At 61.8% G+C, this 15,894-nt stretch carries 14 protein-coding genes; 8 read left to right on the top strand and 6 right to left on the bottom strand.

Annotated features, from left to right (window positions below; all coding sequences use genetic code 11):
• The first annotated feature begins 274 nt into the window (after positions 1-274).
• The 3 genes from ACWHVV_RS17780 to ACWHVV_RS17770 are packed head-to-tail and all read left to right on the top strand — an operon-like array spanning position 275 to position 4,079.
• A complete protein-coding gene (locus ACWHVV_RS17780; RefSeq protein WP_447894657.1) occupies positions 275-979 on the top strand; it encodes a gluconate 2-dehydrogenase subunit 3 family protein in 705 nt (234 codons plus the stop codon).
• Between the two features lie 2 nt (positions 980-981).
• Positions 982-2,754: a GMC family oxidoreductase gene (locus ACWHVV_RS17775; RefSeq protein ID WP_447927399.1), complete on the top strand. Its 1,773-nt coding sequence runs from the start codon at positions 982-984 to the stop codon at positions 2,752-2,754.
• An 11-nt stretch (positions 2,755-2,765) separates the two neighbouring features.
• Positions 2,766-4,079 carry a c-type cytochrome gene (locus ACWHVV_RS17770; protein ID WP_447927398.1) on the top strand — a complete coding sequence of 438 codons (1,314 nt, stop codon included), beginning with the start codon at positions 2,766-2,768 and terminating at the stop codon, positions 4,077-4,079.
• A gap of 86 nt (positions 4,080-4,165) precedes the next feature.
• On the opposite strand, the gene ACWHVV_RS17765 is transcribed toward ACWHVV_RS17770, so the two are convergent.
• The 6 genes from ACWHVV_RS17765 to hemC all read right to left on the bottom strand — a co-directional run bounded on the left by ACWHVV_RS17765 (position 4,166) and on the right by hemC (position 9,924).
• Positions 4,166-4,480 carry a hypothetical protein gene (locus tag ACWHVV_RS17765; protein WP_447927397.1) on the bottom strand — a complete coding sequence of 105 codons (315 nt, stop codon included), beginning with the start codon at positions 4,478-4,480 and terminating at the stop codon, positions 4,166-4,168.
• A 372-nt stretch (positions 4,481-4,852) separates the two neighbouring features.
• On the bottom strand, positions 4,853-5,167 hold the full coding sequence (locus tag ACWHVV_RS17760; protein ID WP_447927396.1) for a hypothetical protein: 315 nt from the start codon (positions 5,165-5,167) through the stop codon (positions 4,853-4,855).
• Positions 5,168-5,465: 298 nt separating this feature from the next.
• Positions 5,466-6,725, bottom strand: a complete 1,260-nt coding sequence (locus tag ACWHVV_RS17755) for a heme biosynthesis HemY N-terminal domain-containing protein (protein ID WP_447927395.1) — start codon at positions 6,723-6,725, stop codon at positions 5,466-5,468.
• On the bottom strand, positions 6,722-8,170 hold the full coding sequence (locus tag ACWHVV_RS17750; protein WP_447927394.1) for a uroporphyrinogen-III C-methyltransferase: 1,449 nt from the start codon (positions 8,168-8,170) through the stop codon (positions 6,722-6,724). Before ACWHVV_RS17750 ends, ACWHVV_RS17755 begins: the two co-directional genes overlap by 4 nt.
• A gap of 16 nt (positions 8,171-8,186) precedes the next feature.
• Positions 8,187-8,966 carry a uroporphyrinogen-III synthase gene (locus ACWHVV_RS17745; RefSeq protein ID WP_447927393.1) on the bottom strand — a complete coding sequence of 260 codons (780 nt, stop codon included), beginning with the start codon at positions 8,964-8,966 and terminating at the stop codon, positions 8,187-8,189.
• Positions 8,967-8,979: 13 nt separating this feature from the next.
• Positions 8,980-9,924: a hydroxymethylbilane synthase gene (gene hemC, locus ACWHVV_RS17740; protein ID WP_447927392.1), complete on the bottom strand. Its 945-nt coding sequence runs from the start codon at positions 9,922-9,924 to the stop codon at positions 8,980-8,982.
• Positions 9,925-10,078: 154 nt separating this feature from the next.
• On the opposite strand from hemC, the gene ACWHVV_RS17735 reads away from it, so the two are divergent.
• From ACWHVV_RS17735 to dapF, 5 genes are all read left to right on the top strand, one after another.
• Complete coding sequence (locus ACWHVV_RS17735; protein ID WP_447927391.1) at positions 10,079-12,148, top strand: sensor domain-containing protein; 2,070 nt, start codon at positions 10,079-10,081, stop codon at positions 12,146-12,148.
• 116 nt (positions 12,149-12,264) lie between these two features.
• A complete protein-coding gene (gene argH / locus ACWHVV_RS17730; RefSeq protein ID WP_447927390.1) occupies positions 12,265-13,668 on the top strand; it encodes an argininosuccinate lyase in 1,404 nt (467 codons plus the stop codon).
• Positions 13,665-13,778 carry an LPS translocon maturation chaperone LptM gene (gene lptM / locus ACWHVV_RS17725; RefSeq protein WP_447927389.1) on the top strand — a complete coding sequence of 38 codons (114 nt, stop codon included), beginning with the start codon at positions 13,665-13,667 and terminating at the stop codon, positions 13,776-13,778. Before argH ends, lptM begins: the two co-directional genes overlap by 4 nt.
• Positions 13,778-15,049, top strand: coding sequence for a diaminopimelate decarboxylase (lysA, locus tag ACWHVV_RS17720; protein ID WP_447927388.1), 1,272 nt, complete (start codon positions 13,778-13,780; stop codon positions 15,047-15,049). The genes lptM and lysA overlap by 1 nt, the downstream gene beginning before the upstream one ends.
• Complete coding sequence (dapF, locus tag ACWHVV_RS17715) at positions 15,049-15,882, top strand: diaminopimelate epimerase (RefSeq protein ID WP_447927387.1); 834 nt, start codon at positions 15,049-15,051, stop codon at positions 15,880-15,882. Before lysA ends, dapF begins: the two co-directional genes overlap by 1 nt.
• Positions 15,883-15,894: the final 12 nt, after the last annotated feature.

Genomic DNA, 15,894 nt, shown 5'->3' with positions numbered 1-15,894 from the left:
GTAGATTCGGGTATATAAATGCGGTTTACAAAAGTCTTTGCTACTAAAGTTGTAGTCTCGTCTGAAACGCCCGGCATTCGCCGGGCGTCGCTTTTTGGGAGTGCTTTTTTTCTACGCGTTCGGGCAATCTGCTTTGATCGTTACTAAGCTAATTAATCGGTTTTGCATTAAGCTAACCGCCATAATTAAAAGAAGTCTTATAAACGCTTCGCTTGTAAAGCGCTTGAAGGACTCGTCACGCCATGGCCCGTCGACGCAAAGAAGAGGAGAGCACGTGAGCCTTAAAGACGCATCACGCCGGCGCTTTATGAAAGGCGCCTTGACCAGTATCCCCGCGGTCACCATCGGTAGCGGCGTTTCGCTGACTGCCCCCGCCGATGAACCCCCCGAGCAGCTTGGCGACTACCAGCCGATATTTTTCGATGAGAGCGAGTGGGAATTCATCATCGCCGCCTGTGACCGGCTGATCCCCGGCGATGGCCCCGGCCCCGGCGCGCTCGAAACCAACGTCCCCATCTTCATCGACCGTCAAATGGAAGGCCGTTTCGGCCACGCCGCCGACTGGTACATGAAAGGGCCGTTTCCCGACGACGTCCCTGAACTGTTCGGCCATCAGATATCGCTGGCCCCCCGCGACATGTACCGGCAGGGCATACCTGCGGTCAACGCGTTTTGCCAGCGCCAGCACGGTCAGGCCTTCGCCGCCCTCGACGACGCGGCGCGCGATGACGTACTCACCGCGCTCGCCCAGGGGGATGTCGAAATGGAAGCGATGCGGAGCAGCTACTTTTTCGACATGCTGCTGCAAAACACCAAAGAGGGCTATTTTGCCGACCCCATTCACGGCGGCAACAAGCATATGGCGGCGTGGAAGTTCATCGGCTTTCCCGGCGCACGCGGGGCGTACCGCGAGTGGGTCGACCAGCATAACGTCGAGTATCCGCTGGGACCGGTCAGCATTAACGGGGAGAGAGGATAAGCATGGCTAAGACACAATCACCCGTTGACGTGGTGCTGGTGGGCTTCGGCTGGACCAGCTCGATCATGGGCATGGAGCTCACCGACGAGGGGCTCAACGTACTCGCGCTCGAGCGCGGCGAGGACCGGGACACGGTGCCGGATTTCGCCTACCCCAAAATGGCCGACGAGCTCACTTATGGGGTGCGCTACCAGCTGATGCAGCGCCCGGCCAAGAGCACGCTCACCGTTCGCCACGGGCTGGACGACATGGCCGTTCCCTACCGTAACCTGGGGTCGTTTCTACCCGGCGACGGCGTGGGCGGCGCGGGTACTCACTGGAACGGTCATACCTGGCGCCCGCAGCCCGAAGAGCTGAGACTGCGAAGCTACGTCGAGGAGAACTGGGGCGCGGACATCATCCCGGACGAGATGACCATTCAGGACTTCGGCGTCAGCTACGACGAGCTCGAGCCGTTTTTCGACTTCTTCGAAAAAGTGGCGGGCATTTCCGGCAAGGCGGGTAATCTGAACGGCGAGATCCAGCAGGGCGGCAACCCGTTCGAAGGCTGGCGCTCGGATGAGTATCCGATGCCGCCGCTGGCGCGTACCTACAACGACGAACTCTTCGCCGATATGGCGCGAAGCGAGGGCTATCACCCTTTCCCCTTGCCCGCCGCCAACGCCTCCCAGGCCTACACCAACCCCTACGGTATGCAGCTGGGCCCGTGTAACTTCTGCGGCTTCTGCGAACGCTATGGGTGTCTGAACTACTCCAAGTCGTCGCCGCAAACCTGCGTGCTGGGCGCGCTCAAGCGCCGCGAAAACTTCTCCTACCGTACCAACAGTGAAGTACTGCGCGTGGAGCTCGATAACGACGGCCAGCGCGCCACGGGCGTGACCTATGTGGATGGCGACGGCAATGAAGTCTTCCAGCCTGCGGATCTGGTGATTCTGGGCGCCTATTCGCTGCACAACGTCCACCTGATGTTGCTCTCTGGCATCGGCACGCCCTACGACCCGGAAAGCGGCGAGGGCGTGGTGGGTAAGAACTACGCCTACCAGATGAACGGTGGCGCCACGCTCTATTTCAACGACAAGGAGTTCAACCCCTTCGTCGGCGCGGGGGCCAACGGCGAGATCATCAACGACTTCGGCGTCGAGCAGATCGATTTCGGCCAGGAGGGCTTCATCGGCGGCTCCTATATCAATGCCGCGATGACCAACGGCCAGCCGATTCGCAACATGCCGCTACGCGGGGACGCGCCGAGCTGGGGCGTGGGTTGGAAAGAAGCGGTACAAGAGACCTACGGCCATACCATGACCATCGGCTCCCACGGCAGCAACATGTCGTATCGTGACTGCTACCTGGATTTGGACCCCATCTACACCGATGACCACGGTCGGCCGCTCATGCGCATGACCTTCGACTGGAAAGCCAACGACGTGCGCATGACCCAGTTCATGAAGCAAAAGATCGACGCGCTCTCCAAGGCCCTGGGCCCGGACGACTACAAGCTGTCGTTCAAGGACTTCGACTCCCATTACGACGTACGTCCGTATCAAACCACCCACAACGTGGGCGGAGCGATCATGGGCACCGACCCCTCCTCCAGCGCGCTGAACCGCTACCTGCAGAGCTGGGACGTACATAACGTGTTCGTGATGGGCGCCAGCGCCTTCCCCCAGAACCTGCAGTACAACCCGACGGGGCTGGTCGGCGCGTTGACCTACTGGTCGGCGAAAGCGATTCGCGAGCAGTACCTGCCTAACCCCGGCCCGCTGGTTCAAGCCTAAGGAGAGCGACCATGAAGCATTACCCAAAATGGCGCCAGGGGCTTATTGGCGTCGGGCTTTTAAGCGTGGCCTCGCCCTTGCTGGCGTTCGACGACGCCGACATCGAACGCGGTGAGTACCTGTCCCGCGCCGGCGACTGCGTGGCCTGCCATAGCGCGCCGGGGGGCGAACCCTTCGCCGGCGGCCTGGCGGTAGACAGCCCGTTTGGCGATATCTTCTCGACCAACATCACACCGGACCCGGAAACCGGCATCGGTGACTACAGCCGCGACGAGTTCGCCGCCGCGCTGAGAGAAGGCAAGCGTGCCGACGGCAAGAATCTCTATCCGGCCATGCCGTATCCGTCCTACTCGCTGATCAACGATGAGGACATCGACGCGCTCTATGCCTACTTCATGGAAGGGGTGGAGCCTGTGCATAACGAGCCGCCGCAAACGGACCTGAGCTTTCCGTTCAGCCAGCGCTGGGGCATCGGGGCCTGGAATTGGCTGTTTACCGCAGACGAGCCCTTCACACCCGATACCGAGCGCAGCGAAGAACTCAACCGCGGCGCCTACCTGGTGCAGGGGCTCGGTCACTGCGGTAGCTGTCACACCGAGCGCGGGCTCTTTTTCCAGGAGAAAGCGCTCAGCGATGGCGACGAGGCTTTTCTGTCCGGTGAGGTATTGGATGGATGGTATGCGCCCAACCTGCGCGGCGACGGTGATGGCGGCAGCGCCATGGAGCGCTGGAGCGAACAGGACATCGTCGACTACCTGGCCACCGGGCGTAACGACCATAGCGCCGTGGCCGGTGAGATGACCTCGGTGGTGGCGCACAGCACCTCGCGTCTTGACGAGAGCGACCTACACGCGATCGCTGGCTACCTGAAGTCGTTGGGCAATAGCGAGGGGCGCCGCGTGATTACCACCGAGCAGGTGGATGAAACCGATACCCGGCTGACCAGCGCCGACGTGGGGGATGATCTGGGCGCGCGGCTTTATCTGGATAACTGCAACGCCTGCCATTTCTCCAACGGCCAGGGCGCCTCCGGCGTCTTCCCTTCGCTTTCGGGAAGCTCGATGGTCAATGCCGACGATGCCACCGGGCTGATTCGCGTGATTCTGGCCGGCGCTCGCTTGCCGTCTACCGAGCAGCGCCCGGCGCAACTGGCCATGCCGGACTTCGCCTGGCGGCTCTCTGACGACGAGGTCGCCGAGGTGGCCAACTTCGTGCGTAACGCCTGGGGTAACGAAGCCGGCGGCGTCAGCGCGGGTGACGTAGCCGACATCCGCGAAGAGCTGCCCGAGGAGCGCGTAACGAGCGCGCCGGTCATCGACGACTGACCTTTCGCGCAAACCAAAAAAGGGTGCCCGACTAGGGGCACCCTTTTTTAATGAAAACCCCACCAGTGCGTGGGGTTTTTTAATGCTTAGCCGTGGGTGCGAGCGCGTGAAGCAGCGTGATCGGTCTGCTCGCCGGTCGAACCGTTTCTGGCCAGTACCTGGTCCAGAGAGGCGCTTTGATCGGCGTTCGAGCTGCTGGAAGCAGCGGGCGTGACGTGCTCGCCGGAAGCGCTGTTTTTAGCGATCACCTGATCCATGGAGGCGCTGCGCGCTTCGGCCTGGTGTGTGGCGCTCGATGCGGGCTGGCTGATGGCGTTCAGTTCGCCGGAGCCGCGCTCGGCCAATGCAGAGCCAGAAACGAGTGCAAGTGCAATGGCGGCAGTAGCGGTCAATTTTTTCATGCTGGCGTACCTCAAGATATCGATTGGAAGGTTGTTCGGTTCTTGTCGCAGCGGTTGCTTCAGAACATGAACGTATAATAGGACTAAAAAATTAGTATAAAAAGCGCTTAAAAGTATCTAGACCATTCGATTAATATGAAAGTAAAGGGCCATTAACCTTGTTGCTGTTTGATGAGGTACCGGAGGGCACTCCTGGTCGATCAAGTCGTTAAGCGGTACATGCCACCCAACCATTGTCGGTCAGGGAGAAGATCGTTCAGCCCGGCGCGGCAACGACAACGCCCCAAGCGCCGCGCTCACGACAAAAAAAGGGTGCCCCAGAATGGGCACCCTTTTTAGTGAAAACCCCACCAAGCGGTGGGGGATTCGTGCTTAGCCGTGCGAGTTAGTGCTTGAAACGGCGTTATCGGTCTGCTCGCCGGTCGCACCGTTTCTGGCCAGTACCTGGTCCAGGGAGGCGCTTTGATCGGTGTTCGATCCGCTGGAAGCAGCGGGGGTGACGTGCTCGCCGGAGGCGCTGTTTTTAGCGATCACTTGCTGCGTGGAGGCGTTGCGCGCTTCGGCCTGGTGCGTGGCGCTCGATTCCGGCTGGCTAATGGCGTTCAGCTCGGCGGAGCCGCGCTCGGCGAAAGCAGAGCCAGAAACGAGAGCAAGTGCGATGGCGGCAGTAGCGGTCAGTTTTTTCATGGTGGCGTACCTTAAAGTAGTTATCGAATATGTTTAGGGGCTCTGTTCGCGCCCTGCGCTTCAGAACATGCACTCATAATAGTATCGAAAAAGTAGGATAAAAAGCGCTTAAAATCGCATAGACCGTTCGTCTATTTAGAATATTGCCGCAAGCACGCCATAACTAGACGTACTGCGTTTTCCGAGCCCGCCGGGTGGCCAAGAGGAGGAGATGAGAGGCGTTTCAAGTACCGAGGACAATCAAAAAAGGGTGCCCGAGGGCACCCTTGAGAAGGGACAGCTTGCTGGCAGGGCTTGCCTAGCGGCGCTTTTTGGCGCCCTTGTGGGGGCCGTCGCTGTCGCTTGCATCGCTTGGCTGGGGCAGTGAAGGCAGCGACTGAGCCATCATGTCGACGCTTTGGCGGTAGTAGAGCTGGCTCTTGTTGTGCTCGCCAAGGCTTGCGTAAAGGCGAGCGAGCTCGGCACATACTTCGCCGCTCGGGCGCTGGCGCTGGCTGGCTTCGAAGTACTCGAGCGCTTTCTCCCACTGGCCGGTACGTAAGGAAAGCCGCCCGCAGGCAAGCAGCAGTTCTGGGTCGTTGGGGCGCTCTTGCAGCCATTTTTCTGCCTTGGCCAGCTGGCGCGCCGCGTCGACACCCAAAAGCCCGTAGCGCTTCACCAGCCGCGCGTCCCAGTGAACGTCCAGCGACTGGTTCAAAAGGCGCTCGGCAATGGTTTCTTCGCCCGCCTGTAGGAGCGCTTCGACGTAAAGCACGATCAGCTCGGTGTTACCGCGCAGGTACTCCGGCATGTCCGACCACAGCCCGCGAACGCGCTCGATGTTGGCCGGGTTGCCGGCTTCGAACACGATCAGCTCGCGGTAGGCTTTGAACTCGAGCTGCTCGCGCTCCTGCTCGGTAATCAGCTTTTTGGCGGTCAGCCGTGGTACCAGGTGGCGCAGGCCTTCCCAGTCGCTGACGCTCAAGTACACCTGCTTGAGCAGCTTGAGCACCTGCGGGTGGTTGGAGAGCTTCTGGTCGAGGCGGTTGAGAATCGCCAGCGCCTCTTCCGGCTGCTGCCGGTCGACCATGAGCTGCGCCTGCATCAGGCCCACCGCGGTACCCGCACCGTCGGTCGAGAGTTGGGCCTGGTTCAAGTGCTCCTGGGAGCGCTCGTGATGGCCCTGGTAGTGGGCGGCAAGCGCGGCGGAAAGATAGTTCACCATCGGCGCGCTGGAGTCATCCGCGGCACCGGCCAGGGTGCGCTCGGCGCGTTTGAAACGGCCCTCGGTTAGCGCGACCAGGCCGCGCTCCGTGCGCTTCATGGCGCGGCGGTTACGGGCCCGGCTATTCCAGGTGCGAAACCGGCCCATCGGACGAAGGATGCCAGCGAGCAGCCGAAGCACGAAGTGCACCAGGATAAACGCGCCCAGTAGCAGCACCAGGCCAAACCAGAACGAGGTCTGTACGGAGGTATCGCCGACGCGAATCAGCCAGTAGCCGGGTACCGACATCATCAGATGGCCGAACAGGGCGCCCACGGCGAGCCCGGCGACGATTAACAGCAGCAGTTTTCTCATTCGTCACCTCCGCCCTGGCGGCGTGACTCGAAACGGTTGTCGATAAAGCGCGACATTGCTTGCTGCGAGCCGCTGATATCGGGAAGCTCGGGTTCGACGTCGTTTTGTTTGATCTCCTGGAGGCGCGTAATAACGCTTTGCGTCTCTTCGCGTTCGGTGTCGTAGTAGCTATCGAGCAGATTCAGCGCTTTATCCAGGCTTGCCTCGAAAAGCGGCTGCTCTTCTCGCAGCAGTGCAAGCTGGGCTTGCTCGAGGATCAGGCGCAGGCTCTGGCGCAGATACGACTCTTGCTCCGGCGTGACCAGGGCCTCCAGCGCTTCGTCGTGATGACGCACCACGACCAAATCACGTAGCTCGGCGCCAAAGCGCGCCAGCTGGCGCTCGAAAGAACCCTGGGGCGGCTGTTCGATACCGGAATTGACCGCGCGCTCCTCGATTTCCTGGGAGAGGCGAAGCCCGGCTACGCGCTCCTGCTGGGCGTTCAGCGCCAGGTAAATGCCGGTACGGTCGACGCGGGGAACGGCATCGAGCGCGGCCAGCTCGCTGGCGATTTCCCGGCGTACCGGCGTCAGTGCCGGGTTGTCGGCGTCTACCAGGCGGGCGTCGGCGGTGCGCAGCAGTGCCGCGGCGCCCTCTACGTCGCCTTCGAGCTGCAGGCGCTGGTTGGCCAGACGCAAAAGGTAGGCGGCTTCGGCGTGGAGCCAGTCGCGCTCATCGGTATCCTGGGTCTGGGAGAGCTGGTCGAGCACGCTATTGACGGTTTCATCGACACTGGCCTGCACCTCGTCGAGCTCGGCGCGCAGTTCGCGAGCGGTGTTCTCGAGGGTTTCGTTGCGCTCGGCTTCATTGCTTTCAAGGCGCGACTCCAGCTCACTCAAGTTCTGCTGAGTGGCGCTGCCCTGGGTCTGTTGGTCGAGCTCGTCGATACGCGCCTGCTGGTTATCCAGGCGCTGCCAAAGCTGCCAGGCGACCACGCCCAATACGAGCGCCAGAATCAGCACTAACACGAGTGCGACCACGCCGCCTTTACCGCCGCCGCCGGAAGAGGCCGGTTTTTGCGAGGCGGGTGTTTTCGGGGGCGGCGTGGCGCTTTTGGTGCTGTTACTTGCCGGAGCGCCGGACGCCGGTTTGGCACCGGTGCTGGCTGCGGTGGTGCTGGTTTTGTCGGGCGCGGCGTTGGATGAACCGGGCGTGCTGGTGCCGGTCGTGGCCGGGGCACTGGCGTTTTTAGCGTTGTTGCCGCCTTTGTTGCGGCGACGCGAACGGCTGTTTTTAGTGGCGTAGTCGTTTTGCGCGGCCTGGTCAGCGGCGTTTTTATCATCGACCGGGGGCGAGGCCGCGCTCGATGTCTCATCCGCCACAGGCGTTTCGCTCGCTGGTCGGTTTTGAGAGGCATCGTCAGGCGTTTTGTTGGCGCCTTCCTGGTCAAGTGGTTGTTTGCTCATCTGTCGCTAGCCCTTGTTAAGTTCTTTGATCGACATCGGCATCCCGGGGAGTGCAGGATTCGTTCAACGCTGCTACCAGCGCGGCTTTCGATGCGCCCGACGCCACCTTGAGGTCGCTAAAACCCAGCTTACCGGCAAGCGTCGCTAAACGGTGACTGGAAACGATTAGGGGTTGATCCAACGCCGCCTGTTGACACCATTTTGCCAGATATTCAAGCAGCTCGCCGCTGGTCACAATCAATGTATGAAAACTGCCACTCGCCAGGCGCCTTTGCAACTCGGCGCTGGGCGGCTGGTAGACGCGCCGGTAGACCGCCAGCCGCGTCAAGGCGGCGCCGCGGGCGGTCAGCGTATCCGCCAGCAGCGGCCGTCCGCCTTCGCCGGCCACCAACAGCACGCGCTGATGGGTAAGGCGTTGGAGCGAGGGCAGCGACAAAAGCGCTTCGCTGGTATCCTCGCCCGCGCTTGCCGGGGGGACATGCACACGGGCACCCAGCGCGTCATGAAGGACCTCCGCCGTGCCGCGGCCGGGGCTATAAAAGGCGATGCCCACCGGTAATTGCGGCCAGTAGCAATCGATTGCCTCCGCCAGGCAGCGGGCCGCAAACGGGCTGATGACGACTATCTTATGGTACTGATCCAGATCCAGCCATACGCTTCGAAGCGTGGCGTCCTCGTCGAGTGCTTGAAGGGTCATTACCTCCAGCGGCTCGACCCAGGCGCCCTCGGCGCGCAGCGCCTCGGCGAGCACTTCGCCGCGCTCGCCCGGGCGGCAGATGAGTACCGGCTCCTTCATGGTGCGGGCGTGCTCATACGTTGTTGCCGTAGACCTCGGCAAGGATTTCACCCGCGCCCTGGTCGAGCAGGTCTTCGGCGACGCGAATGCCCAGCGCTTCGGGCTCATGGATAGAGCCGCGGCCCTCGGCGCGCAGCACCTCGGTGCCTTCCGGGTTGCCGACGAGCCCGCGCAGCCAGATGGTCTCGTTGGCTTTATCCAGCACCGCGTGGCCGGCGATCGGCACCTGGCAGCCGCCTTCCAGGCGGGTATTCATGGCGCGCTCGGCGCGTACCCGGGTGGCGGTATCGTGATCGTCGAGCGGGGTGAGCAGGCCAATCAGGTCCGGGTCGTGGAGACGACATTCGATACCCAGCGCCCCCTGGCCGCAGGCCGGCAGGCAGATCTCCGGCGGCAGTTCCTGGGCGATGCGCGCATCGAGGCCCAGCCGCTTGAGCCCGGAGGTTGCCAGGATAATGGCGTCGAACTCTTCGTCGTCGAGCTTGGCAAGGCGGGTTTGCACATTGCCGCGCAGATTCAGAATTTCCAGGTCCGGGCGGGCCTCGCGCAGCTGCAGGCCACGGCGCAGGCTGGCCGTGCCGATACGCGCCCCTTCGGGCAGCTCGTCAACGCTTTGATAGCGGTTGGAGACGAAAGCATCCGTCGGCTCGGCGCCTTCCAGAATCACGGAAAGCCCCAGCCCTTCGGGGAAGTGCATGGGCACATCTTTCATCGAATGCACGGCGATATCGGCGCGGCCGTCGAGCATGGCGTCTTCGAGCTCTTTGACGAACAGCCCCTTACCGCCGATTTTAGAAAGCGGCGTGTCGATGATTTTATCGCCCTTGGTGGACAGCGCCACCAGCTCGACTTCAAGACCGCTATGTGCCGCCATCAGTCGATCCCGGACGTGTTCGGCTTGCCACATGGCCAGTTGGCTCTTACGCGTGGCGATGCGCAATTTGGTGATGGATGACACGTTATTCTCCCTTTGCCGCTGACACGGCGTGTCGAACTATGATAAATCTCATCATAAAGCACCCGGTCTCGCAGTAAAAACAACCAGCCGTAATTGGCTAACGTATAATATTGGCTAACGTATAATGTAAATGTCTTTGCACAGGTAATGCCCTATGCCCTCTGCCGATCTTCAAGGCGAGCTGGATCAATTTTTTCTGTTGTCCCAGGACATGCTTTGCTGCATCGATTTCCAAGGGACGCTGATAAATGTTAACCCCAGCTTCGAAAACCTGCTTGGATATTGTGCCGAGGAGCTCATTGGCCGCCCCTGCGGTGTGATCATCGAGCGCCAGGACCACCCCATTATAGAGAGGGCGCTTGCGCGGATACACCAGGGGGAGCTGGTCGACCCGTTTGATGTTCGCGCTACAAGTCGCGCCGGTGAGCTCAAGTGGTTGGAAGTGAGCGCGTTCGCCAACGACAAGGTGATCTACGTGATCGCCCGGGACATTACCCTGCGTAAAACCTCCGCGCAGCAGTTGGCGCTTTTGGAGCGAAGCGTGGAGTCGAGCACCAACGGGGTCATCATCGTCGATGCCCTGGCCGACGACTTGCCCATGGTCTACGTCAACAAGGCCTTCGAGCAGATTACCGGCTATGAGCGCACCGCGGTGCTGGGCCGTAACTGCCGCTTTTTGCAAGGCGAAGAGACCGACCCGGCGATACGCCGACAGCTTCGTCGGGGGATCAAGGAGCAGCGCGACGTGCACGTGATGCTGCGCAACTACCGCCGCGACGGCACGCTGTTTTGGAACGACTTGTATATTTCCCCGGTGCGAGATGACCAGGGGGTGGTGACCCACTTCGTCGGCGTGCAAAACGATGTCACCGCCCAGCGCGAGTACCAGGCGCAGCTTAGACACAACGCCAACCACGATGCGCTGACCGGGCTTCCCAATTTGCAGCTTCTGAATCAGCGCCTGGCCCAGGGTTGCGTGATGGCCAAGCGCTATCAGCGCTATCTGGCCGTGCTGTTCATCGACCTGGACGACTTCAAACCGATCAACGACTCGATGGGCCACGATGTCGGCGACTTCATTTTGATGAGCGTGGCACGGCGCCTTGAAGAAGAGCTGCGCCCCTGGGATACGGTCGCGCGCATTGGCGGCGACGAGTTCATCGTGCTGCTGCCGGATTTGGCCCACGAGCAGGACGTCATGCAGGTGGTCGAGCGTTTGCTCGAGCGCATCGCCGCGCCTTACTGGTATCAGGACAAGGAGCTGCGCATCACCGCCAGTATCGGTATCGGCACCGACAACGGGAGCGTCGCCAAGCCACGCACCCTGGTGCAACAGGCCGACCTTGCCATGTACAAGGCCAAGCGGCGCGGGCGCAACACCTACCAGTGGTACACCGACGAGCTCAACCGCAAGGTGAGCGAGCGGGTCAACCTGCGCCACGCGCTGCAAAAAGCCATCGAGCAGGAGCAGTTCGAGCTTCACTACCAACCGCAAATCGATAGCGTTACAGGCCAGGTGGTGGGCGTCGAGGCGCTGATTCGCTGGCAACACCCGGAGCGCGGCAACGTCCCGCCCATCGAGTTTATCGGGCTTTCCGAAGAGACCGGCCAGATCATTCCGATTAGCGAATGGGTGCTTAGCCAGGCGTGCAAGGACGCGGTGCGCTTGAATAGCGGGGCGTATGGTCCGATCACCATGGCGGTGAACGTCTCGCCGGTGCAGTTTCAGCGCCCGGGGTTCGTCGCATCGATCGAAAAAGTGCTGAACGAGAGCGGCCTGGCCCCGGCGCTTTTGGAGATCGAGATTACCGAAGGCGTATTGATGGACAGCACCGAGCACGCGATCGAGGCGCTCAACGGGCTGCGAACGCTTGGCGTGCATATCGCGCTGGACGATTTCGGCACCGGCTTTTCAAGCCTGAGCTACCTAAAGCGCCTGCCGATCAACAAGCTCAAGATCGACCGCTCGTTCATCCGCGATGTAACCCACGATGAAAACGACGCCGCCATCGTCGAAGGCGTGATCACCATGGCGTCGAAGCTGGGGCTCGAGGTGCTCATCGAAGGTGTCGAGACCCTCGAACAGTTTCGCTACCTGCGCGAGAAGCACCCCACCTACCTGCAGGGCTACTACTTTGCCCGCCCCATCGCGTTCGACGCCCTGGTCGATTATCTGGATCACTTCGACTGCGACACGGTCCTTTTGGACCGCCTGGGCGCCTAACGCGAATACTTTGAGAGCGCCCAAAACCCCGTGCCGCGAACGGGGTCGACTCTGATACACTCGTCGACAACGACTCCCCTGATTTTTGTCACCTTTTTTGTCAGCAGGAACCCTCGATGACCCAAGCTACGAATCAGTCCTGGGGTGGACGCTTTAGCGAGCCCACCGACGCCTTTGTTGCACGCTTTACCGCCTCCGTGAATTTCGACCAGCGCCTGGCACCCCAGGACATTCAAGGCTCGATCGCCCACGCCACCATGCTAAGCCGGGTGGGCGTATTAACCGAAGACGAGTGCCAGGCGATCATCGACGGACTGACCGAGATCCAGGGCGAGATCGAGCGCGGTGAATTCCAGTGGTCGGTGCCGCTTGAAGACGTGCACATGAACATCGAAGCGCGCTTGACCCAAAAGATCGGCATTACCGGCAAAAAACTGCATACCGGGCGCTCACGCAACGACCAAGTGGCGACCGACATTCGCCTGTTCCTGCGCGACGCCATCGACATGATCGATGCCGAGCTTTCGCGGCTGCGCGAGGGCATGATCGGCCTTGCCGAGAATGAGGCCGACACCATCATGCCCGGCTTTACGCACCTGCAAACCGCCCAGCCGGTCACCTTTGGCCATCACCTGCTGGCCTGGCAGGAGATGCTCGCCCGGGACCACGAGCGCCTTTTGGACACCCGCAAGCGCGTTAACGTGCTGCCCCTGGGGGCGGCGGCGCTGGCCGGTACGACCTACCCGATCGATCGGCACGTCACCGCCGAGCTTCTGGGCTTTGATCGCCCGGCGGAGAACTCGCTGGACGCGGTGTCCGATCGCGACTTCGCTATCGAATTTACAAGCTTTGCCAGCATCCTGTTGATGCACATGTCGCGCATGAGCGAGGAGCTCGTGCTCTGGACCAGCGCCCAGTTCGATTTCATCGATTTGCCGGATCGCTTCTGCACCGGCTCCTCGATCATGCCCCAGAAGAAAAACCCGGACGTACCGGAGCTGGTGCGCGGCAAGACCGGACGCGTCTATGGTCATCTGATGAGCCTTTTGACGCTGATGAAGTCCCAGCCGCTGGCCTACAACAAGGACAACCAGGAAGACAAGGAGCCCCTGTTCGATGCCGTGGACACGGTGCTCGACTGCCTGAAAGCGTTTGCCGACATGGTGCCGGCCATCGAGCCGAAAAAAGCGAGCATGTACGAGGCGGCGCGGCGCGGCTTCTCGACGGCCACGGACCTGGCGGATTACCTGGTGCGCAAGGGCGTGGCCTTCCGCGATGCCCACGAAATCGTCGGCCAGTCCGTCGCGTTTGGTCTGAAAGAGAAGAAAGATCTTTCCGAGATGAGTCTGGAGGAGCTCAAGCAGTTCTCCGATACCATCGAAGAAGACGTGTTCGAGGTGCTGACCCTGGAGGGGTCGGTGGCCGCGCGTAACCACATCGGTGGCACCGCCCCGGATCAAGTGCGCGCTGCGGCCAGCCGCGCCCTGGAAGCCCTTAAGGCGCACCGGGAGGCGAAATGAAAGCGCTCGTTTCGATCATGCTCATCGCCCTGCTGCTGGCCGGCTGCGGGCAGAAGGGCCCGCTCTATCAGCCCGACGATAACGCGCAAACCGCCGCCGAGGAGAGCTAATGGATCACTTCAACTACCGCGACGGCGTGCTGTTTGCCGAAGAAGTGCCGCTTGGCCGCATTGCGTTGGAGGTCGGCACGCCGTGCTACGTCTACTCCAAAGCGACGTTAGAGCGTCACTTTCGCGCCTATACCGAAGCGCTGGGCAGTCACCCGCATCTTATTTGCTACGCCGTGAAGGCCAACTCCAACCTGGCGGTGCTGGGACTTCTGGCGCGCCTGGGCGCGGGGTTCGATATCGTCTCCGTCGGTGAGTTGGAGCGCGTGCTGGCCGCCGGCGGCGACCCGTCCAAAATCGTCTTCTCTGGCGTTGCCAAACGCGCCGATGAGATGGTTCGGGCGCTTCAGGTGGGTATCAAGTGCTTCAACGTGGAGTCCACGCCGGAGCTCGAGCGCTTGAATCAGGTGGCCGGTGAGCTTGGCCTGGTCGCGCCGGTGTCGCTTCGCGTGAATCCGGATGTGGATGCGGGTACCCACCCCTACATTTCCACCGGGCTCAAGGACAACAAGTTCGGCATCGCCGTTAGTGAGGCCTTCGATGCTTACGAGCTCGCCGCCCGCCTGCCGAACCTTGAGATCAAGGGTCTCGATTGCCATATCGGCTCGCAATTGACCGAGACGGCGCCTTTTCTGGATGCCCTGGAGCGGCTTTTGCTGCTCATGGAGCGGCTGCGCGAGCGCGGCATCGAGATCGAACACCTGGATCTGGGCGGCGGGCTCGGCGTGCCGTACCGGGACGAAACCCCGCCCCAGCCCTTCGATTACGCCAGTAAGCTTTTGGCGCGGCTGTCGCGCTGGGAAGGCGGCGAGAACCTGACTTTGCTGTTCGAGCCCGGCCGCTCCATCGCCGCCAACGCCGGCGTAATGCTCACCCGGGTCGAGTTTTTAAAGCCCGGCGAGACGAAAAACTTCGCCATCGTCGACGCGGCCATGAACGATTTGATCCGCCCGGCGCTTTATCAGGCCTGGCAAGCGATCGTCTGCGTGGACACCCGCGAGGCGCGCCCGAAGGCGGTCTATGACGTGGTCGGCCCGGTCTGTGAAACCGGTGATTTCCTGGGCAAGGAGCGCGAGCTCGCCATTGCCGAAGGCGATCTACTGGCGGTGCGCTCGGCGGGCGCCTACGGCTATGTGATGGCGTCGAACTACAACAGCCGCCCACGGCCTGCCGAGGTCATGGTGGATAGCGAGCGTTTTCACATCGTGCGCGCCCGGGAAACGCTCGAGAGCTTGTGGGCGGGCGAAACGCTGCTGCCAGACGAGGCGTCTTGATGCTTCTTCACTTCACCAAAATGCATGGCCTGGGCAACGACTTCATGGTCATCGATCTGGTCACCCAGCGCGCCCGGCTCACCAATGAGCTGATCGCGCGATTGGCCGACCGGCGCTTCGGTATCGGCTTCGACCAGCTGCTGGTGGTCGAGCCGCCCCGGGACCCGGACATGGACTTTCGCTACCGAATATTTAACGCCGATGGTAGCGAAGTAGAGAACTGCGGCAACGGCGCGCGCTGCTTTGCGCGCTTCGTCCGCGAGCAGCGCCTGACCCACAAGCACGAGATTTGCGTGGAAACCGCGGGCGGGCCGCTTACGCTCCATGTACAAAATGACGGCCTGGTACGGGTCGATATGGGCCGCCCGCGTTTCGAGCCCGAGGCGCTGGCCTTCGACGCCGCCGAAGACGCCCCGCTGCACGCGATCGATGTTCAAGGTGAGCGGCTCAAGATCGGCGTGGTCTCGATGGGCAACCCCCATGCGGTGCTCACCGTTGAAAGCGTCGAGCAGGCCCCGGTCGAACGGCTGGGCCCGCTTTTGGAGGCGCACCCGCGCTTTGCTCATCGCGTCAACGCCGGCTTCATGCAGGTGGTATCGAAAAGCGAGATCCGCCTGCGCGTTTTTGAACGCGGCAGCGGCGAAACCCTGGCCTGCGGTACCGGCGCCTGCGCGGCGGTGGCCAGTGGCATTCGCCAGGGGCTTTTGCAAAGCCCGGTGACGGTCCACCTGCCCGGCGGAAAGCTGCTCATCGAGTGGCCGGATACCAACGGCCCGCTGGTCATGGTCGGCCCGGCCACGCGGGTGTTCGATGGCCGCGTGACGCTCAACTAGTTCCAAGGAGAA

The sequence above is a fragment of the Vreelandella sp. EE27 genome (genome assembly GCF_968206495.1).
Note: the sequence above shows the minus strand (reverse complement) of the source record. Positions and strands in the feature narration are given on the sequence as shown.